The 20,721-nt window shown below is 34.0% G+C and carries 23 protein-coding genes; 3 read left to right on the top strand and 20 right to left on the bottom strand.

All coding sequences use genetic code 11. The annotated features are described in order from the left end of the window. From serS to ABWP60_RS07865, 3 genes are all read left to right on the top strand, one after another. A partial coding sequence (gene serS, locus ABWP60_RS07875) for a serine--tRNA ligase (protein WP_353150937.1) occupies positions 1-1,259 on the top strand: 1,259 nt, incomplete at its 5' end. Positions 1,260-1,324: 65 nt separating this feature from the next. Beyond that, positions 1,325-3,109 (top strand): tetratricopeptide repeat protein, encoded by a 1,785-nt coding sequence (locus ABWP60_RS07870; RefSeq protein WP_353150934.1) that lies wholly within the window; start codon positions 1,325-1,327, stop codon positions 3,107-3,109. Between the two features lie 17 nt (positions 3,110-3,126). Continuing rightward, the gene (locus tag ABWP60_RS07865) at positions 3,127-4,272 is read left to right on the top strand and encodes a cystathionine gamma-synthase (protein ID WP_353150931.1); all 1,146 of its coding nucleotides are present in this window, start codon (positions 3,127-3,129) and stop codon (positions 4,270-4,272) included. A gap of 44 nt (positions 4,273-4,316) precedes the next feature. Here the strand turns inward: ABWP60_RS07865 and ABWP60_RS07860 are convergent, their stop codons facing one another. The 20 genes from ABWP60_RS07860 to ABWP60_RS07765 form a co-directional block, all read right to left on the bottom strand. Further along, positions 4,317-4,649 (bottom strand): 2Fe-2S iron-sulfur cluster-binding family protein, encoded by a 333-nt coding sequence (locus ABWP60_RS07860; RefSeq protein WP_353150929.1) that lies wholly within the window; start codon positions 4,647-4,649, stop codon positions 4,317-4,319. Beyond that, positions 4,646-5,104, bottom strand: a complete 459-nt coding sequence (locus ABWP60_RS07855; protein WP_353150926.1) for a hypothetical protein — start codon at positions 5,102-5,104, stop codon at positions 4,646-4,648. Before ABWP60_RS07855 ends, ABWP60_RS07860 begins: the two co-directional genes overlap by 4 nt. Beyond that, entirely contained in the window at positions 5,088-5,294 is a 207-nt protein-coding gene (locus tag ABWP60_RS07850; RefSeq protein ID WP_353150923.1) for a hypothetical protein, read from the bottom strand. Before ABWP60_RS07850 ends, ABWP60_RS07855 begins: the two co-directional genes overlap by 17 nt. Before the next feature lie 29 nt (positions 5,295-5,323). Then, positions 5,324-6,382 (bottom strand): NAD(P)/FAD-dependent oxidoreductase, encoded by a 1,059-nt coding sequence (locus ABWP60_RS07845; RefSeq protein WP_353150920.1) that lies wholly within the window; start codon positions 6,380-6,382, stop codon positions 5,324-5,326. 108 nt (positions 6,383-6,490) lie between these two features. After that, positions 6,491-6,730, bottom strand: a complete 240-nt coding sequence (locus ABWP60_RS07840) for a NifU family protein (protein ID WP_353150917.1) — start codon at positions 6,728-6,730, stop codon at positions 6,491-6,493. A gap of 69 nt (positions 6,731-6,799) precedes the next feature. Then, complete coding sequence (locus ABWP60_RS07835; RefSeq protein ID WP_353150915.1) at positions 6,800-7,936, bottom strand: Mrp/NBP35 family ATP-binding protein; 1,137 nt, start codon at positions 7,934-7,936, stop codon at positions 6,800-6,802. A gap of 156 nt (positions 7,937-8,092) precedes the next feature. Further along, positions 8,093-8,413, bottom strand: a complete 321-nt coding sequence (locus tag ABWP60_RS07830) for an MGMT family protein (protein ID WP_353150940.1) — start codon at positions 8,411-8,413, stop codon at positions 8,093-8,095. A gap of 7 nt (positions 8,414-8,420) precedes the next feature. Further along, complete coding sequence (locus ABWP60_RS07825; protein ID WP_353150913.1) at positions 8,421-9,056, bottom strand: LysE family transporter; 636 nt, start codon at positions 9,054-9,056, stop codon at positions 8,421-8,423. Further along, positions 9,056-9,730 carry a tRNA (guanosine(46)-N7)-methyltransferase TrmB gene (trmB, locus tag ABWP60_RS07820; protein WP_353150910.1) on the bottom strand — a complete coding sequence of 225 codons (675 nt, stop codon included), beginning with the start codon at positions 9,728-9,730 and terminating at the stop codon, positions 9,056-9,058. Before trmB ends, ABWP60_RS07825 begins: the two co-directional genes overlap by 1 nt. Positions 9,731-9,783: 53 nt before the next feature. Continuing rightward, on the bottom strand, positions 9,784-10,830 hold the full coding sequence (locus ABWP60_RS07815) for a sensor histidine kinase (protein ID WP_353150907.1): 1,047 nt from the start codon (positions 10,828-10,830) through the stop codon (positions 9,784-9,786). Next, the gene (locus ABWP60_RS07810; RefSeq protein WP_353150904.1) at positions 10,820-11,515 is read right to left on the bottom strand and encodes a response regulator transcription factor; all 696 of its coding nucleotides are present in this window, start codon (positions 11,513-11,515) and stop codon (positions 10,820-10,822) included. The genes ABWP60_RS07815 and ABWP60_RS07810 overlap by 11 nt, the downstream gene beginning before the upstream one ends. A 171-nt stretch (positions 11,516-11,686) precedes the next feature. Next, a complete protein-coding gene (locus ABWP60_RS07805; protein WP_353150902.1) occupies positions 11,687-12,400 on the bottom strand; it encodes a 3'-5' exonuclease in 714 nt (237 codons plus the stop codon). Positions 12,401-12,402: 2 nt separating this feature from the next. After that, positions 12,403-13,560 carry a serine hydrolase domain-containing protein gene (locus ABWP60_RS07800; RefSeq protein WP_353150899.1) on the bottom strand — a complete coding sequence of 386 codons (1,158 nt, stop codon included), beginning with the start codon at positions 13,558-13,560 and terminating at the stop codon, positions 12,403-12,405. Positions 13,561-13,692: 132 nt separating this feature from the next. Then, a complete protein-coding gene (locus ABWP60_RS07795) occupies positions 13,693-14,856 on the bottom strand; it encodes a class I SAM-dependent rRNA methyltransferase (protein WP_353150896.1) in 1,164 nt (387 codons plus the stop codon). Between the two features lie 86 nt (positions 14,857-14,942). Beyond that, complete coding sequence (locus tag ABWP60_RS07790; RefSeq protein WP_353150893.1) at positions 14,943-15,599, bottom strand: CoA transferase subunit B; 657 nt, start codon at positions 15,597-15,599, stop codon at positions 14,943-14,945. A gap of 38 nt (positions 15,600-15,637) precedes the next feature. Further along, on the bottom strand, positions 15,638-15,991 hold the full coding sequence (locus ABWP60_RS07785) for a four helix bundle protein (protein WP_353150890.1): 354 nt from the start codon (positions 15,989-15,991) through the stop codon (positions 15,638-15,640). A 31-nt stretch (positions 15,992-16,022) separates the two neighbouring features. Then, positions 16,023-16,721: a CoA transferase subunit A gene (locus ABWP60_RS07780; RefSeq protein ID WP_353150888.1), complete on the bottom strand. Its 699-nt coding sequence runs from the start codon at positions 16,719-16,721 to the stop codon at positions 16,023-16,025. A gap of 8 nt (positions 16,722-16,729) precedes the next feature. Next, positions 16,730-19,054 (bottom strand): penicillin-binding protein 1A, encoded by a 2,325-nt coding sequence (locus tag ABWP60_RS07775; protein ID WP_353150885.1) that lies wholly within the window; start codon positions 19,052-19,054, stop codon positions 16,730-16,732. A gap of 7 nt (positions 19,055-19,061) precedes the next feature. After that, a complete protein-coding gene (locus ABWP60_RS07770; protein ID WP_353150883.1) occupies positions 19,062-19,550 on the bottom strand; it encodes a gliding motility lipoprotein GldH in 489 nt (162 codons plus the stop codon). Beyond that, positions 19,543-20,694: a PSP1 domain-containing protein gene (locus tag ABWP60_RS07765; protein WP_353150880.1), complete on the bottom strand. Its 1,152-nt coding sequence runs from the start codon at positions 20,692-20,694 to the stop codon at positions 19,543-19,545. Before ABWP60_RS07765 ends, ABWP60_RS07770 begins: the two co-directional genes overlap by 8 nt. Positions 20,695-20,721 lie beyond the last annotated feature (27 nt).

Raw genomic sequence — 20,721 nt, 5'->3', positions numbered from 1 at the left:
ATTTTATTAGAGAAAACAAAGAAGAAGTAATTACGCGTTTAGCGAAAAAAAACTTTGAGGCGGCAGGCATTGTAGAACGTATTGTAGAATTAGACGAAAAACGAAGAAATACGCAAGTAGAATTAGACAACTTGTTAGCTGAATCTAATAAATTATCCAAAGATATTGGCGAAATGATGAAAAATGGAGAAAAAGCCAAAGCCGAAATCTTAAAGGAAAAAACCACTGAAATTAGAGAAAATTCTAAGCAGTTAAACGAAAGTTTGAATGCAATTACTTGTCAATTGCAAGACGAATTATATAAATTACCTAATTTACCTGCAGAAATTGTTCCTTTTGGAAAAACACCTGAAGAAAACATAAACGTTTTTGAAGAAGGAGAAATACCAAAATTACACGAAGGCGCTTTACCTCATTGGGAATTAGCTAAAAAATATGATATTATTGATTTTGAATTAGGAGTAAAAATCACAGGTGCGGGTTTTCCTGTTTATAAAGGCAAAGGCGCTAAATTACAACGAGCACTTATTTCCTATTTCTTAGATAAAAATACCGATGCGGGTTACAAAGAATATCAAGTACCCCATTTAGTAAATGAAGCATCTGCTTATGGAACAGGGCAATTACCGGATAAAGACGGACAAATGTATCACGATGCAACGGATAATTTGTATTTAATTCCAACTGCTGAAGTACCTGTTACAAATATTTTTAGAGACGATTTAGTTTCAGAAAATGATTTACCTATTTTATGCACGGGCTACACACCTTGTTTCCGTAGAGAGGCAGGTTCTTATGGTGCTCACGTTCGTGGATTAAATCGTTTACATCAATTTGATAAAGTAGAAATTGTACGAATTGAAAAACCAGAAAATTCTTATGCCGCATTGGACGGAATGGTGGAACATGTAAAAGAAATATTACAAGAATTAAAATTACCTTACCGAATTTTACGATTATGTGGTGGCGATATGAGTTTTGCTTCTGCGTTAACCTATGATTTCGAAGTCTTTTCAACCGCTCAAGACCGTTGGTTAGAAATTTCTTCTGTTTCTAATTTTGAAACCTTCCAAGCAAACCGATTAAAATTAAGATACAAAGATGCGAATGGCAAAAACCAATTGGCACACACTTTAAACGGAAGTGCATTAGCGTTACCTCGCGTTTTAGCAGGGATTTTAGAAAACTATCAAACACCAGAAGGAATCGTAATTCCGGAAGTATTAAGAAAATATACTGGATTTGATATTATAAACTAATCCTAAATCTTTACTAATAATGCACTGAGTTAACCATTTTTTGTTACTTTAGTGCATTGTTTTTTATGAAAAAAATTTATTCCATCATATTGTCCTTTTTCTCGCTACTTGTTGTCTCACAAAACGAACAATTGGCACAAAATTATATTGACAAAGGTGAATTTGAAAAAGCGGCAACTTTATATGAAGAATTGGAGAAAATACAACCCAATAATTTCTATTTTACTCAAAAATTAGTCGCTTGTTTTCAAGGTTTAAAACAATTCGATAAAGCAGAAAAATTACTTTTAAACAAAAAAGAAAAATCTAATCAACCAATTATTTTTGTTGAATTAGGTTACAATTCACAACTGCAAAAAGACACAAATAAAGCGGAAACGTATTTTAAAAAAGCGATTGAAGCGGTAGCAAATCAACCAAATTATGCCTATCAAATTGGACAAGCTTTTGAGCAAAAATCGTTATTACTTCAGGCGTACTACACTTATGAAATAGCACAAAAAACAAATTCTAGTATGAATTTCGATTACCAAATGGCACTACTTCAAGGTCAGATGGGAAATTTAGATGTGATGGTAGTGAAATTTTTAGATTATGCCTATGCGAACGTGAATTCGACGTTAAGTGTTCAAAATCAGTTGGTGTTTTTCATGCAAGATGATGCCGAAAATGTGTTTGCCAATTCGCTTAAAAAAGAACTTTTACTTCGCACCCAAAAAACACAAGATATTTATTGGAATCAGTTTTTAAGCTGGTTATACATAAATTTAAAAGAATATAACAAAGCCTTCATACAAGAAAAATCGATTTATAAAAGAAACCCAGAATCCTTTGACGATATTATTCAACTGGCTCAAATTTGTGTAAACGAAAACGAAAACGAAACCGCTCAGGCTATTTTTCAATTTATTTTACAAAACACTTCAGACGAATCTGTACTTGTAAACGCAAACTGTTTTTTACTTAAAAACGAAATTGAATCTGCAAAATCAGAAACATATCCGTTAATTCAAACAAAATTTGAAACATTATTAAGCCAGTATGGAAATTCGCCTTATGCAGTAGATTTGCGAATTTTAGCGGCACATTTTAAAGCATTTTATTTAAATGAATTTGAAAACGCTAAAGCGCTTTTAGAAGAAACTATGGAAATGCAGTTAAATGTTCGTCAGAAAGCAAAAGTGAAAATGGAATTGGCTGACGTATTTGTTTTTAATGAGAAATTCAATCAAGCAATAATTTATTACGCGCAAATTCAAAACGATTTACCCAACGACGAGTTTTCACACGAAGCCAGTATGCGGATGGCAAAAACTAGTTTCTTTAAGAAAGATTTCAATTGGGCAAAAAAACAAGCTAGCGAATTGAAACAAGCTTCTACACAATTAATAGCTAATGATGCAGTAGAATTGTTCTTATTAATTAGTGATAATGATGCAGAAGATTCTCTTCAAGTAGCGTTACAAGATTTCTCAAAAGCAGATTTATTAGAATATCAAAACAAACCAAAAGACGCTTTAGAAGCCTTTTTAGAAATATTAAAAAAACATAAAGGAGAATCCATTGAAGTAGGAACGTTATATAAAGTAGCAAAAAATTACGAAAAATTAGGTGATTTTACCAAAGCAATTAGCTATTATCAAAACATTTTAGAGAATCACAAAGACGGCATTTATATTGATGAAGCTTTATTTTATTCGGCTGAAATTTATAAAAATCAGCTGAACGATATGGAAAAAGCAAAAAATTTATACGAAAAAATAGTTCTAGAACATCCCGATAGTATTTATTTTACGGAAGCAAGGAAACAATACCGCCAATTGCGAGGCGACAAACAACAAGGAATATAATAGTTAAAAATATAAAAATGAAATTCAACACCAAAGTCATTCACGGCAATCAGCATCACGATCCTAGTACCGGAGCAGTAATGCCACCTGTATATCAAACCTCAACATTTGTACAAACGAGTCCAGGTGTGCCTTTATCAGAGTACGAATATAGTAGAGCTGCCAATCCCACTCGTACGGCTTTAGAACAAGCTTTAGCCAGTATTGAAAATGGCGTGAGAGGTTTGGCTTTTGCCTCTGGATTAGCCGCAACAGATTCCGTAATGAAACTTTTAAAACCAGGCGATGAAGTCATTGCTATGGACGATTTATATGGCGGAACGTACCGAATGTTTGCTCGTATCTACCAAGAATTTGGGATAAAATTTCATTTTATTGAAATGACGAATTTGGAAAAATTTCAGTCGTTAATTAATGAAAACACAAAATTAGTTTGGGTAGAAACGCCAACAAACCCATTAATGAAATTGGCGGATATTGCAGAAATTGCTAAAATCAGTAAAAAGCACAACTTACTTTTTGCAGTAGATAATACATTTGCCACGCCTTATTTACAAAAACCTTTAGATTTAGGTGCAGATATTGTAATGCATTCGGCAACTAAATATTTAGGCGGTCACAGTGATGTAATTGCGGGTGCTTTAATCGTAAAAGACGAAGCATTAGGCGAAAAACTACACTTTGCGCAATTTGCAACTGGGGGAACATTAGGGCCAATGGATAGTTATTTGGTGTTACGAGGCATCAAAACCTTACACTTACGGGTGCAAAGACATTGTGAAAATGGTGCAAAAGTGGCAGAATATTTAGTAAATCATCCAAAAGTGGCTGCTGTTTATTATCCAGGATTAGAAAGTCATCCAAATCACGAAATTGCCAAAAAACAAATGATTGGTGGTTTTGGTGGTATGGTTTCTTTTACCTTTAAATCGGGTGCAAAAGCCGATGCGATTAAAATGTTAGAAAAAGTAAAAGTATTCACGCTAGCCGAATCTTTGGGTGGTGTAGAATCGTTAGCAAATCATCCTGCGTTAATGACGCACGCATCCATTCCTGAAGAAAAGCGAAAAGAAATTGGTATTACAGACGATTTAGTTCGTTTAAGCGTGGGTGTAGAAGACATTTCAGACTTACTTGCCGATTTAGAACAGGCATTTCAGTAAAAATTAATATAAAATAAAAAAGCGAGAAATACTTCTCGCTTTTTTTATTGTTCTGGTGCTATTTCTATTTCTAATCCTTCTAAGTCTCCCGAAATATGTATTTGACACCCTAATCGACTAGTGTCTTTCACGTGATAGGCATCGGCTAACATGGCTTTTTCGTCGTCGTTTCTTTCGGTTTTTAAAACATCGTTAAGTACATAACATTGGCATGAAGCACACATGGCCATTCCGCCACAAACACCAAGAGTTCCTTCTTCTGCTAATTCGTATGAACGAATAAGCTCCATCACATTCATATTCATATCTGTTGGGGCCAACACTTCGTGTTTTACTCCGTTTCTATCGGTAATAAAAAGGGTTACATCTTGACTCACTTTTTTTTATTCTTCATTAATTGTTCCACGTCTGCTAAATCTTTTAACCTTCCCGTTGCCATTTTATTTTTCATCAAATCCTCAAAGTCTATATATGGAATTTTAAATTTTTCAAAGTTAAGATATACACAATTTTTTTTTGATGTTATAAATTCTAAACCACTAACTTTAGTTAATATTTCAATTTTTCTAGGCTCCATCCCAATACTCCATACATCAAATGTATCGCTTTCAAAATCTTCAATTGAAAAAATTGGAGCCCCAAAATTAGTATAAACTAATTTTAATTTATTGTAATTTTCATTGGTTTGGTTTACCCATAAATCCATATCGCCAGTGCTTCGGGCGTATCCATGAAGAATTACTGCATATCCACCAACTAATAAATATTCTACTTCGTGATTATCCATTAGTTCTAAGAACTCCAGAAAATCAATATTAAATACGTTCTGCATGTTTTCTAGCGGAAAAAATGGTTCTGTCTACTTTTTTTTCAGGACTTGAATCAAAAATAGAATTGATGATATCACAAACGTAAAATAATCGCTCCATTGGCGTTTTATCATTATAAAAAGTTACGTGATCATCGGCTTCTTCAAAAGAAGATTTTGAAACCACACTTCTATCCATTCTAATGTTATCCATTTTGATGCGTTTATTACAAATGTAACTAATTATTCAATACTTTTTACAACCGCTTTTTCTGCTTCTTTTCTCGTTCCGTCAAATCCATCTACTCCAGAAACAGTGGTGTATTTTAGTACATAACGTTTTCCTGGATGAATTCGATTGTATACACTTTGACACATAAGTGTGGCTTCATGAAATCCGCATAAAATTAGCTTTAACTTTCCAGGATAGGTATTTACATCGCCAATGGCATAAATTCCATCAATATTGGTTTGATAATCTAAGGCATTGTTTACTTTGATAGCATTTTTTTCAATCTCTAATCCCCAATTAGCAATAGCACCTAATTTTGGTGTTAAACCAAAAAGAGGAATAAAATAATCAGCAGGAATATTCATTTGATCGCCATTTTTATCTATGGTAATTGATTCAATTCTTTCCGTACCGTTTAAACTTGAAACTTCTGCTGGGGTGATTAATTTTATTTTGCCTAAAGATTTTAATTCTTGCACTTTTTCTACAGAATCTAGAGCTCCACGAAACTCATTTCTACGATGAATTAAAGTAACCGATGTGGCTACGTTTGAAAGGAAAATACTCCAATCTAATGCAGAATCACCGCCGCCCGCAATTACAATATTTTTGTTTCGATATTTTTCTGGATCTTTTACAAAATAATCAACGCCTCGGTCTTCATTTTCATAAAATTCTATGTCTTTTAAAACAGGTTTTCTGGGTTCAAAAGTCCCTAACCCTCCAGCAATAGCAATAGCTTTTGCTTTGTGTTTTATTCCTTTATTAGTGGTAACGATAAACGAGTTGTCTTCTAATTTTTCTATGGTTTCAGCCGTTTCAGCTAAGGTAAAACCCGGTTGAAATTGCTTAATTTGCTCCATTAAATTGGTCACCAAATCGCCTGCTAAAACTTCAGGATAGCCTGGAATATCAAAAATGGGCTTTTTAGGATATAATTCCGCCAATTGTCCTCCAGGTTGAGGAAGTGCGTCTATAATATGACATTTTAATTGTAATAAACCGGCTTCAAAAACTGTAAAAAGTCCAGTGGGACCAGCTCCAATTATCAATATATCTGTTTCAATCATCTTTTTGAGTCTTAATTTCTAATGTCGAAAGTCCAATGTCAAAAGTTCAATGTCGAAAGTTTACTATTTGACTTCCTAGCGTTTGTCTTTTAACTTTTCAACTAATAACTAAATTACGTTTTCTACTGTTTCAATTTGAGGAACAAACTTTTTAATTGTTGTTTCTACACCCGCTTTCATTGTACTAATGCTCAAACTACAACTGGTACAAGCGCCTTGTAATCTCACTTTTACATGTTTACCATCAAGTACTTGCACTAATTCAATATCGCCTCCGTCTGAATTTAAAAACGGGCGAATTTCTGCTAAAGCTTTCTCAATGTTTTCGGTTATTTCAATTTCTGTCATAATTTTAGACTTTATAGATTTTTAGAATCTTTAGATTTTTAGACTAAATGTCTAAGAAATTTAAAATGTCTATTTTTTCACAGCAGAACATCCTGCCATTGTGGTTATTTTTATTGCTTCTGTAGCAGGTAATGTTTCGTTTCTTTTTACTGTTTCTGCTACCACACTTCTGGCTAATTCTTCAAAAACAGTTTCTAAAATAGTTCCTGTTTGCATGGCTGCTGGTCTTCCATAATCTCCTGCTTCTCTGATGCTTTGCACTAAAGGTACTTCACCTAAAAAGGGCACCTCTAAATCTGCTGCTAAGTTTTTGGCCCCTTCTTTTCCAAAAATATAATATTTATTTTCTGGAAGTTCTTCTGGTGTAAAATAAGCCATGTTTTCGATAATTCCTAATACGGGAACCTGTATCGCATCGGACATAAACATAGAAACTCCTTTTTTAGCATCTGCTAAAGCAACCGCTTGAGGTGTGCTTACTACAACGGCACCCGTAATTGGTAAGGATTGCATGATAGACAAGTGAATATCCCCTGTTCCTGGAGGTAAATCGATTAACATAAAATCTAATTCGCCCCAATTGGCATCAAAAATCATTTGGTTTAAAGCTTTTGAAGCCATAGGACCACGCCAAATAACCGCTTGATCTGGCTTAGTGAAAAATCCGATGGATAATAGTTCTACACCATAACTTTGAACGGGTTGCATTTTTGATTTTCCCTCTATTTCAACTGAAATGGGTTTAGCCGATTCTACATCGAACATAATTGGCATTGATGGCCCATAAATATCGGCATCCAAAACACCTACTTTGAATCCCATTTTAGATAACGCTACGGCTAAATTTGCTGTAATTGTAGATTTCCCAACACCACCTTTTCCAGAGGAAACTGCAATAATATTGCTTATTCCAGGAATTTGTTTTCCTTTAATGGTATTGGACTCTTCTTTTGAAGGAGCTTCTACCTTTATATTGACTTTAACTTTAGCATTAGCATCTATTTTTTCGGCAATTACCTTTTTAATATCGGCTTCTGCACGGTTTTTTATATGTAAAGCTGGAGTGGTTAAAATTACATCTACTACTACTTCATCGCCAAAAGTTACTACGTTTTGCACAGCGCCACTTTCTACCATATTTTTACCTTCACCAGCAATGGAAATGGTTTCTAATACCGAAAAAATTTCTTTTCTATCTAATTTCATTATGTTGAATACGATTTTTACTTTTATTTAAACTCAATCTGAATTGCAAAGATAGTTTGAAAATGACAATTGACAAATGACAAACGATAAAAGTTTGTTAATGAACGTATAGGAATTGTTTATGTCAATGAAATGAAAAAAATAATCCGTTTTTTATTAAAAATCAGGCTCCCAAAAGTGTTTCTTAAAATCTATAATTTGATTATCAATTACTTGAATGCCTTCACTTTCCAATAATTGTTGCATTAAATTAGTACCTTCAAAATGGTGTTTACCCGTTAAAAGTCCTAAACGATTGACCACGCGATGTGCCGGAATATCATATTGTCCGTGACAGGCATTCATCGCCCATCCTACCATTCTTGCAGAACGACCTGCGCCCAATGCTTTGGCTATAGCGCCATAAGAAGTTACTTTCCCATAAGGAATTTTTCGAGCGACTTCATATACGCGTTCAAAAAAATTGTCTTCTTTTATTTTCAAGTTACTTATTTAAGTTATAAATGGTATAAACAGCTATTAATCCGGTAATAATTGCAATTATAAAATTAATATTTTTAATAAAAAAAGCTACTTTATGTTTAATTTTTCTAAACAAAAAAGCGTAGCCCATAAATACAGTAAATGTGCCTAAAGTTGTGCCTAAAGCAAAAGCTAAACCAACCAGATTAGTAAAAAAATCTTCAATAAAAGCTGACAGATATAAGCTAACAAAAGCATAATATGGAATCGGAAAAATATTTAACCCAGAAATAAAAATCCCGTGTAAAAAAGGTTTCAGTTTACTTTTTGCTGATTTTTTTTTAATTGCGTCTTTAGTATGAATGGCACTTTGAATTCCCTTACCTAAAAAAAATAAGGTTAATAAAATAAAAACTAAGCTTCCAACTAACTTTAAATTTTGCATCACTTGTGGATGATTTTCCAAAAAAGTAGCAAAGTAAAAAGCTAAAATACTTTGTAAAAAAACAACTAAAATAGCCCCATTGATAAACTTTCTAGCTTTATTTAACGTTTTTTTTACGCTATAATTAGCCACCGTCATATTTACAATTCCTGGAGGCAAAACCCCAATAAATGAAAACAGAACTGCAAAAGCAAAAGCTAAAAATATCGACATTATTTAATTTTAAATTGAATGTAAGTGATGTTTTTATTTATTTTTAAATACTGACTTTCGTAAAAAGTTTGAATACTTGTCACTTCTTCTGGTGCGCCGGCATTGTTATATACATTATGGTTTGCGTATAAAACCTCATGTCCTTCACCATGTAATAATCCTAACGTGTAACCATGCATAAATTCGCTATCCGTTTTTAAATGCATTAACCCATTAGGTTTTAGTATTTTTTTATAATTCTGAAGAAATTCAGAATTAGTCATACGGTGCTTGGTGCGTTTGTATTTTATTTGCGGATCAGGAAAAGTAATCCAAATTTCATCTACTTCATTTTCGACAAAACAATGCTGTATTAATTCGATTTGAGTACGAAGAAATGCTACATTACTTAGTCCGTTTTCAACAGCGGTTTTAGCACCGCGCCAAAATCGAGCCCCTTTAATATCAATTCCAATAAAGTTTTTGTTTGGAAATTTTTCTGCTAATCCTACAGAATATTCACCTTTTCCGCAGCCTAATTCCAACACAATTGGAGAGTTGTTTTTAAAGAAATCTGAATTCCATTTTCCTTTTAACGCTAAACTATCGGTAACTACTTCTTCACGAGTTGGCTGAAAAACATTTGGAAACGTTTCATTTTCGTTGAATCTTTTTAATTTATTTTTACTTCCCACAACAATTAATTTTATGTTGCAAAAGTATAAAAATTAAAGTCTCGGTCGGATAATTATTTACTAGTTTTCAAGGTAAACGAAAACTCAGAGCCTTTTTGGTACGTACTTTGCACAAATATTTTCTCATTATGAGCCTCAATAATATGCTTTACGATAGCTAAACCTAACCCGGAACCTCCTTCTTCTCTGGAGCCACTTTTGTTGATTCTATAAAAACGTTCAAAAATTCTAGATAAATGTTGATGTTCAATACCTTGACCGTTATCTTGAATGCGAACTAAAATTTTAGTTTTGCTTATTTTTTCTACGGCAATTTCTGTAGTGCCATTTTCTTTTCCGTATTTTATTGAATTCATGACAAGGTTTGTTAAAACTTGTTGAATTTTATCTTTATCAGCATATACATGTATGGGAGAAATGTATTTTTCATCAAACATTAAAATAATGTTTTTGACATCGGCCTTCATTTCTAAAAGATCAAAAACATTTTGGATTTCGGCAATAATATCAAATCCTTCTATATCGATATTTAAATCGCCTACTTCAAATTTAGAAATCATATCTAAATCTTGCACAATATTTATTAATCTTTCTACCCCTTTTGAGGCGCGTTCAATATATTTTACTCGCAAGTTTTTGTCTTTAATGGCGCCGCCCTCTATAAGCGTGTCTAAATAACCTTGAACTGTAAAAAGTGGTGTTTTTAATTCGTGAGAAATGTTTCCTAAAAATTCTCTACGATATTCTTCTCGAATATTTAACGATTCGATTTGGATTTTTTTCTCCTTGGCGAAATTTCTTATATCATTTGTTAAAGTAGAAACGTCTGTAGTTACGGTTTTGTTTTTTAAGGAAGTGGCGTCTAAAAGTGAAACTTCATCATATAACTTTTTAATTCTCTTATAGATGAAGACTTCTACACGATATTGCATTAAAAAAAAACTAAAAAAGAATAGGGTTATTGGAAAAACAATAAGAATAAAATAGTTAATTGGTTGAATGAAATTATGATAAACCAACAAACTCAATACTACAAAAAAGGAAATGTAAAGCGAAGATTTAAAGGCAAATTTGTATGATTTTTTAAAACTAATCGCCATTTAATTCAATTTTGTACCCCACCCCTTTGATGGTTTTAAAAACATCTTCGTCAATTTTTTCTCTAAGTTTTCTGATGTGGACATCTATGGTTCTTCCACCCACAATGACTTCATTACCCCAAACTTTATCTAAAATTTCAGCTCTGGTAAATACTTTGCCTGGTTTTGAAGCTAATAAATATAAAAGTTCAAATTCTTTTCTTGGTAAAACAATTGTAACGCCGTCTTTAATAATTTTATATTCTTCACGGTTAATTTGTAAATTACCTACTGTTAACGTTTCTGAATTTTCTATTTCCTCATCTTTTAATCTTCGCAATAATCCTTTGACTTTACTTACTAACAACTTCGGTTTAATTGGTTTGGCAATATAATCGTCGGCACCAACTTCAAAACCGGCTACTTGCGAATAATCTTCACTTCTTGCGGTAAGAAAGGTAATAATGGTGTCTTTTAACTCAGGAATTTCTCTAATTTTTTCACAGGCTTCCATTCCGTCCATTTCCGGCATCATCACATCCATAATAATTAGTTGTGGTTTTACTTTTATAGCAAGCTTAACCGCTTCTTTACCATTTTCTGCTTTGGTAACGTGATAGCCCGCTTGCTCTAAATTATACCCAACAATTTCTAGAATATCCGGTTCGTCATCAACCAATAATATTTTTATGTCTTTCTTTTTCATATTAAATATAAAAGTAATTAAAATAACTTAACTTTTGTAAAATTATGTATAAAAATGACATTACGTACAAATTTACCATTATTTAATATGTTGACAGTATCTTAACAGTTTATAAACTCACAAAAAACGTCAAAATAACATTAACATAATAAAAGAAGTGCTTTTTATGCCTTACACTTGCAAAATTTCATCTGAAGTTAATAATTTTTGCAATCGCAACTTTAATATAATTTGCGCTACTGCAATTACATCTTTTTCACAATAAGTTGCAATTCGATCAATATTTTTGTCCTTATAGAAAACTTTAGCCACCTCACTGCCATCAATATCATCTTTTGGCGAAGGAACCCCCAACACTTTCGTCAATAATTTCAATGAGGTAAAATGTTTATAATCGCCAAATTTCCATAATTCTAACGTATCTAAATGCGGTACTTCCCAAGGTTTTTTGCCCATTAAATTTAATTTATCTGGAATTTTTATGCCATGAATTAACATACGTCGCGCGATAAACGGAAAATCAAATTCTTTTACATTATGACCACACATGACGTGTTGAGGCAAATTAAAATGATTATTTATTAGATTAGAAAAATCTAATAATACCCGTTCTTCATCTCCTTGAAAAGTGGTGACTCTAAATTGTCGTTCGCCATTTTTTTGCGTAAAATAGCCTACAGAAATGCAAATTATTTTACCAAATTCTGCCCAAATACCGGCTCTTTCGTAAAATTCTTCTGCAGAAACGTCTTCTTTTCTTTGGTATTGCGTTTTCTGTGCAAAAAGTTCTTGAAAATCGGAGTCTAAATCCGAAAAATGTTCTGTTTCTGGAACTGTTTCAATATCTAAAAATAAAATATTGTCTAATTGAATGTTGTTTAGCATATCTATTTCTTTTTATTAATCATTTTTAACGCCTCTTCAATATACAAATACAAATCGTTACTATGAGGGTCGGTTTGGGTTTGTTTGCCTTTTAAATGCCCCAATCGTACAATAATAACATCGTCTTCAGGAAGTACTATCACAAATTGCCCCAAATGACCTCGCATGTAATATACTTTTCTTCCGTTTATTTGATGCAACCACCAACCATAACCATATTCTGGGCTATCAGAAAAACGGGGTTGTAATGATTTTTCCACAAAAGAACGCTCTAAAATTTGTTTGCCGTTCCAAACTCCCTTTTGTTTGTATAGTTTTCCAAATCGGGCAAAATCTCTAGCAGTACTAGCAATACAGCAATAGGCCTTTTCAATACCGAAATCGGCGGCATCTAATTGCCAAAGGGCCTCGTTTTCAGCACCCATAGGTTTCCAAAAATGCTCAGACACATAATTAGAAAGATACATTCCTGTAGCTTTTTCAATACACATCGCTAATAATTGTGTGGCGCCACTTAAATAATTAAATTTTTGCCCTGGTTTGTCTTTGATGCTTAAACCTAAAATAACTTCTTTTAACTGGTCGTCAAAATACGCGCGAGTTACAATAGAAAATGGACTATAGTATTTTTCGTCCCAACTTAAACCAGAGGCCATAGACGACAAATCGCCAACCGTGACTTCTTTAGCAAATTTGCCTTTTAATTTTGGGAAAAAATCGGTAACTTTTTGATCTAAATTTTTAATTTTTCCTTGCATTATGGCTTTACCTAAAGCGGCCGAAACAATGCTTTTGGCCATGGAAAAAGAATTACTTTTAGACGTGTTGGTGTACCCATCAAAATAACTTTCATGCCAAATACTATCCTTTTTAATGATAAGAAATGCAACCGTTTGTAAGTTTTTGTGAGTCGTATTTAACTTTTCCGTAGCCGGAACGCTATTGTAATCTTTAGAAACGGCCCAAGGTTGTGCTATTCCTTTTTGAATGGTACGGTTTGGAAATTCTTTATAATCTTCTAAAAAAGCGGTGGTATGTCCTTTTAAATAAATAGTTTTTACGGCACGAAGCAAGTATTCTGTATCAAACACATACAAGATAAGAATGAAGCCAACACTGCTTATAAAAAACCATTTAAAGAAGATAAGTATCCGTTTCATGGGGCGAAAGAATTGTAAAGCAATATAATAAAAATTATTGTGTTATTATTTCTTTCTAATAAAAAATTAATAAACCCTATTATATAATGCTGATAGCTAATTGCAAATTGCTGAAAACTGAACACTAAAACGCTACTCCACAAACAACACCAATCCTTTTAAATAATGCCCTTCTGGATGGTAAATATTGGTTGGGTGATCGGGGCCTTGTTCTAGTTTATGCAATACTCTTATGTTTCTTCCTGTTTCTATGGCTGCAGCGGCAACGGTATTGTAAAACAACACATCGTCTATCACTTGCGAGCACGAGAATGTGAATAAAATCCCATTAGGTGCCAAGGCTTTTAAACCGGCAATGTTTAAACGTTTGTAGGCTTGCGTTGCGGTATGTTTACTTTTGATGCTTTTCGCGAAAGCGGGCGGATCTAATACAATCACGTCGTATTGTTGCGTGTGTTCTTTCATGAAGTTGAACACGTCGTCAGCAACTGCATTATGATTGGCTTTTGGAAAGTTTAATTCCATATTACTGGCTGCTAAATCCACGGCTTTTTGAGAAATATCCACCGAAGTAACTAATTCTGCACCAGCATTCATGGCGTAAATAGAAAATCCGCCCGTGTAACAAAACGTATTGAGTACTTTTTTGCCTTTGGAGAATTCACCTACTAATTTTCTGTTTTCACGTTGGTCTAAGAAGAAGCCTGTTTTTTGACCTTCTACCCAATTTACCGAAAACAAAATGTGGTTCTCTTTGGCAACGGTTTCGACTTTGTTTCCGAATAAAAAATAATCAGTACCAATATTCGGTAACGTTCCTGAACTTTTACAATAAATGGTTTCGCAATGCTCCGAAAAATTTGTTTGTATGGCTTCCGCAATTTGTTCCATTTGAAGAAAAATTCCAGTAGAATGTGCTTGAATGACCCAATTTTTATCATAATAATCGATAATTAATCCCGAAATGCCATCGCCTTCTCCGTGAATCACTCGGAATGCATTGGTCACTTCAAAATCCAATAATTGAGTGCGTAAATACCAAGCCGATTGTAGTTTATCTTTCCAAAAAGTTTCCGAAAACGTTTCATCGCCGAAAGTTAAAATACGAACCACAATACTTCCTTTATCACTGAAATAGCCTGTTCCTAAATGCTGGTTTTTTGAATCGACTACATCGACCATCTCGCCGTCGTTTATTTCACGACTCACGCCATATACCGCACCACTGAAAATCCAAGGATGACGACGTTGAATGGATTTTTCTTTACCTGATTTTAGAATTACTTTTGGAAACATAGTTTGATTTGAAAATGAAAAAATTTGAGAATTTGAAAATAACCGAGTAGCCCATTTTCAAATTCTCAAATCTTCAAATTGATTAATTATATATTCATTTCCAGAATGTTTCCTTCAATGATTAAATCAGCTTCTGTGGCTTTGATAATGTCTTCTACTGAAACGCCTGGTGCCCGTTCTAACAATTTAAATCCTTTGGATGTTACTTCTAAAACCGCTAATTCAGTAACGACTTTTTTCACACAACCTACACCGGTTAATGGCAAAGTACATTTCTTTAAGATTTTCGATTCGCCTGCTTTATTTACATGCATCATAGCTACAATAATATTTTCAGCTGAAGCTACTAAATCCATCGCGCCACCCATTCCTTTTACCATTTTTCCTGGAATTTTCCAGTTGGCAATATCGCCATTTTCAGAAACTTCCATGGCGCCTAAAATCGTTAAATCTACTTTTTGGGCACGAATCATTCCGAAACTAAACGCCGAGTCAAAGAAACTGGCTCCTGGCAATGTGGTGATGGTTTGTTTTCCTGCGTTGATAATATCGGCATCTTCTTCTCCATCAAAAGGGAAAGGTCCCATGCCTAGAACTCCGTTTTCTGATTGAAATTCTACCGAAATGTCCGTACGAACATAATTCGCCACTAAAGTTGGAATTCCGATTCCTAAATTTACGTAGTACCCGTCTTTAACTTCTTGGGCGATTCGTTTTGCGATTTGATTTTTATCTAATGCCATCTATTATTTGATGATTTGAAAATTTGATGATTTGAAAATTAACGCTTCTTTGAAGAAGAAATGATCTTAGAAATTATCAAATTTATGGATTGTACTTTTTTAAATAATTCTTCATTAGGACTTGGATAAAATTCTGATTCTTGGCAGAGTTCTAACCAAAATTGTAATTCATCTGTTTCCTTTGCTGAAATTTTAAACTTGTGGATAAAATCAGCTTTGCTTTCGGCATTCTGAGCTTCTCTTATATTAGCACCAATTGAAGTTCCACTTCTGAAAATTTGTGAGGCCATTTCAAAACGATTAGTTTTTCTAATTTCCTCCGAAAAACTAATTATTTCAAGAGCTAGATCGAATGTTAATTTTACAATTAAATTATCTTTATCGTTTCTCATCTTCAAATTTTCAAATTATAAAATCTTCCAATTACTTTTGTCTCACCGTTCTTTGCTCAATTCTTTTTTCAAACTTCTCTCCTTGGAAAATACGGTTGACCATAATTCCTGGAATGTGAATTTCGTTTGGATTCAACGTTCCGGCGGGTACTAATTCCTCCACCTCAGCAATGGTAATTTTTGCAGCTCCAGCCATACATGCATTAAAATTTCGAGCCGTTCCTTTGAAAATTAAATTTCCAGCTTCGTCGCCTTTCCATGCTTTTACGATAGAAAAATCGGCTTTGTAGGCCAATTCCATTACGTGCATTTTCCCGTTGAATTCACGGGTTTCCTTTCCTTCTGCTACTTCTGTTCCGAAACCAGCGGGCGTAAAAAACGCTGGAATTCCGGCTTGTGCAGCGCGGCATTTTTCAGCTAAAGTGCCTTGTGGTGTAAGCTCTACATCTAATTCGCCGGAAAGCATTTGGCGTTCAAATTCGGCATTTTCTCCTACATAAGAAGAAATCATTTTCTTAATTTGACGTTTTTGTAATAACAAGCCCAATCCGAAATCGTCTACACCGGCATTGTTTGAAATGCAAGTTAAATTGGTAATGTTTTTTTCTACTAAAGCAGCAATACTGTTTTCGGGAATGCCACAAAGTCCGAAACCTCCTAGCATAATCGTCTGTCCGTCTTGAATTCCTTCAAGTGCTTCTTGTACGTTGTTTACTTTTCTTGAAATCATAATATAATTTATAATCCGTCTAATCCGTCTGTATCAGGTTGGGCATCTATTGGAACTGCGGTAGAATCTGTAACTGTAGAATCATTTTCAGAACTTCTTGGTTCTGCCCCGCAATCCACTTTTATAGACATATTAGCAGGTCTTTTAAATGGTTGTTGTGAAATATTTAGCGTTGGATCTGCCAAACATTTACGCATAAAAATTCCGTAAATAGGTAAAGCGGTTGTAGCCCCTTGCCCCATGTTTGTACTTTCAAAATGTGCCGAACGATCTTCATTACCCACCCAAACACCGGCGGCTAAATTAGGAACCATTCCAATAAACCAGCCATCTGAATTGTTTTGAGAAGTTCCTGTTTTTCCTGCAACTGGTCCTTTGATATTATATGGCACACCTGTTAAAAAATTGGATGGTGCCGAAGCGGCCCAACGCAAACGAGAACCCGTACCTGATTCTGTAACGCCTTCCATTAATTTAATAACCGAATACGCGACATCTTTATTTACCACATCGTGCGATTCTTCTACGCCTTGGTAAATCACCACGCCATTTTTATCTTCGATTTTTGTGATTAATTGCGGTTTAATATAAACGCCTTCATTGGCGAAAGTACTGAAAGCCGCAACCATTTCTTCTACAGTAATTTCTACTGCGCCCAAAGCAATTGCTGGGCGATTTGGGATAGTGGAAGTTACACCTAAATTTTTGGCCATTTCCACAACTGCTGGCGCACCCACTTCTTGAATTAAACGTGCTGATACGGTGTTTATAGAGTTTGCCAACGCTTTTTTCATAGAAACCAATCCGCGGTATTTTCCATCTGAATTGTTTGGTGTCCAATTTTTATCGTTATTATCTCCTTTTAGAATGGTAAATGGCGAATCCATTATCATGTCGCAAGGCGATTTTTGTAATCTGTCAATAGCTGTAGCGTATACAAATGGTTTAAAAGTGGAACCTACTTGACGGGCACCTTGACCAACGTGGTCGTATTGAAAATATTTATAATTTATTCCACCCACCCAAGCTTTTACATGACCCGTTTGTGGCTCCATAGCCATCATTCCGGTTTGCAAGAAATGTTTGTAATATAAAATAGAATCTTTAGGTTTCATAATGGTATCTTTTTCGCCTTTCCAAGTAAAAATTTTCATTTTAGCTGGCACTTCAAAAGATTGTTTAATTTCAGCATCCGATTTTCCGTTGATACTCATAATACGCCATCTCTCCGAATTTTTCATGGCTTGATTCATGATTTCCTGAGTTTCCGAAGGTGTAATATCTAAAAATGGCGCCGTTGGATTGTCTTTTTGACGACGATTAAATTCGGGTTGTAAGTTAGATAAATGTTCTTCTACTGCTTCTTCAGCATATTGTTGCATACGAGAATCTACAGTCACATAAATTTTTAAACCGGCCGTGTAAAGGTCAATTTCTTCTCCTTTTTCGTCTTCAATAGCTTTAATGATAGGTTTTAAACTTTCACGTAAGTATTCTCTAAAATAGGTTGCTGTTCCTTCTGCGTGACTTTCTGGTTTGAAATTAATCTTAACGGGAATTCGCTTCAATTCTGCTGCCTTTGCTTCAGATAAATACTTGTTTTTTACCATTTGATCTAAAACGGTATTTCTGCGTTGGAAAACTTTTTCTTTTCTTTTTTCTTTTGTAGGATTGAATAAGGCTGGGTTTTTTAGCATTCCAACAAATAAAGCACTTTCGGCTAAAGTTAAATCTTTAGGTTCTTTATTCATATAAATTTTTGAAGCGGAACGAATGCCGACAGCACTGTTTACAAAATCAACTTTATTTAAATACAAGGCTATAATTTCGGGTTTGGTGTATTGACGTTCTAATTTTGTAGCAATAATCCATTCTTTACATTTTTGAATGATACGAAATGGTAAAAATTTAGAGCCTTCACCATGAAATAAATTTTTGGCTAATTGTTGGGTAATGGTACTTGCTCCACCGCTTCTTCCTAAACTTGAAATGGCTCTTAATGTTCCTTTAGCATCTACACCAGAATGTTCGTAAAAACGTTCGTCTTCAGTAGCTACTAATGCATCTACTAAATGCTTTGGTAAGTCTTGATATTTTACAGGCGTTCTGTTTTCTTTATAAAATTTCCCTAATGTAACGCCGTCAGAAGAAATAATTTCTGTAGCGATATTGGTATCTGGATTTTCTAACTCGTCAAAGGAAGGCATTTTTCCAAAAAATCCCCACGATGCTAAAAGAAAAAATAATAATATGCCACCAAAAGTGTAGCCGAATAATTTCCAAAATTTTCTTACGTAATCTGAATAACTGACTTGGGTGTTGTTAGTTGCCATTTTTTCTTTATTTTCTTTTTTCAATTCTAAATCCTAAATCTGTAATACCGGTTAAGTCTTTTACGCCTTGTACTTTTCCGGTTTGTCTAAGCGCGTGTTCTACTTCTAACGTGTATTTTCCAGGTTTTTCAAAACTATAATTTTCTTTATACCATAGTTTGCTTTCTTTTACATCTGAAAAACCAGTTCCTAATAGAGTGCCATCTGGATTTGCCATTTGATATTCTAAAGTATCTACTATCACTTTTCCGTTTGGCTGGTTTAATGACACAATTAAAAACAAATTATTATATGGATAATCGTTGTTGTTTCGAACATTTAAAAATAAATTATAGACACTTGTGGTGTCTTTTTGTTCAAAAGTAAACGTAGCTTTTTTATTTTTTTTCCAAGTGCCGTCAAAGGCATAATATTCATCAAAAACTTGTTTTTTGTCGCAAGAAATTACCACAAAAATCAAGAAAAAACTTACTATTTTAAAAAAAGTATTATTCATTTTTTTTAAACGGTTTCTTTCTTCTTTTATTATTATTGTTCGATTTTCTTTTAGGTTGATCGAAACGTGTTAGACTATCTTGTCCAACCACATTTTCGAATTTTTTCTCCACATTTAGGGTAGATACTTCTTCTACAAAGTCTTCTAATTGAGCGATTTTTTTGCCTTGTTTGTTTATCGCAACAATTTCTTTGGCTTTTTCTGCAGTAAGTGTGTGCCAGTGAGCAGGTGCATTCGCATACGAAAACCACATTAAATTTTTGAAAATATCTATTTTTTGGCAATAGGCATCGCCTTTATCGGTAAGCAATTTTGTGTCCATGTCAGGCAAGCCTTTTAGCGCGTCTAAATACGTATCTAATTCATAATTTAAACAACATTTAAGCTTTCCGCATTGCCCAGCTAATTTTTGTGGATTCAAAGATAATTGTTGGTATCTGGCTGCAGATGTATTCACACTTCTGAAATCGGTTAACCAAGAAGAACAACATAATTCGCGCCCACAAGAACCAATTCCACCTAAACGTGCAGCTTCTTGACGGAAACCCACTTGTTTCATTTCAACACGAATTTTAAATTCGCTTGCATATTCTTTAATCAATTGTCGGAAATCGACACGATCATTAGCAGTGTAATAAAACGTGGCTTTTGAACCATCGCCTTGGAACTCTATATCCGAAATTTTCATTTCTAATTTAATGGCAATGGCAATTTCACGCGCTCGAACCTGAATGGCATCTTCTTTATTTCTTACGCCGTGCCAAATATCAATGTCTTTTTGAGTCGCTTTGCGATAAACTTTAGGAATTTCGGCATTGTCTTTTACATTTTTCTTGTTCATTTGAACACGAACTAATTCACCTGTTAAAGATACTAAACCTACATCGTGACCAGAAGAAGCTTCTGTAGCTACTACATCACCTATGCTTAAAGTTAGTTTTTCGGTATTTCTGAAATATTCTTTTCTTCCGTTTTTAAAACGTATTTCTACACAATCAAAAGGTGCTTGTCCGCCAGGCAAAGTCATATTGGCTAACCAATCGAAAACCGTTAATTTGTTGCAGCTATCGGTGCCGCAAGTCCCATTATTTTTACACCCCTTTGGTGCACCACCATCGGAAGTTGAACAACTTGTACATGCCATAATTTATATATATTGATCGTCTCAAAA

This window comes from Flavobacterium sp., assembly GCF_040402895.1.
Lineage (GTDB): Bacteria > Bacteroidota > Bacteroidia > Flavobacteriales > Flavobacteriaceae > Flavobacterium.
The sequence above is the reverse complement of the archived record's forward strand: the minus strand, read 5'-3'. Positions and strand labels throughout refer to the sequence as shown.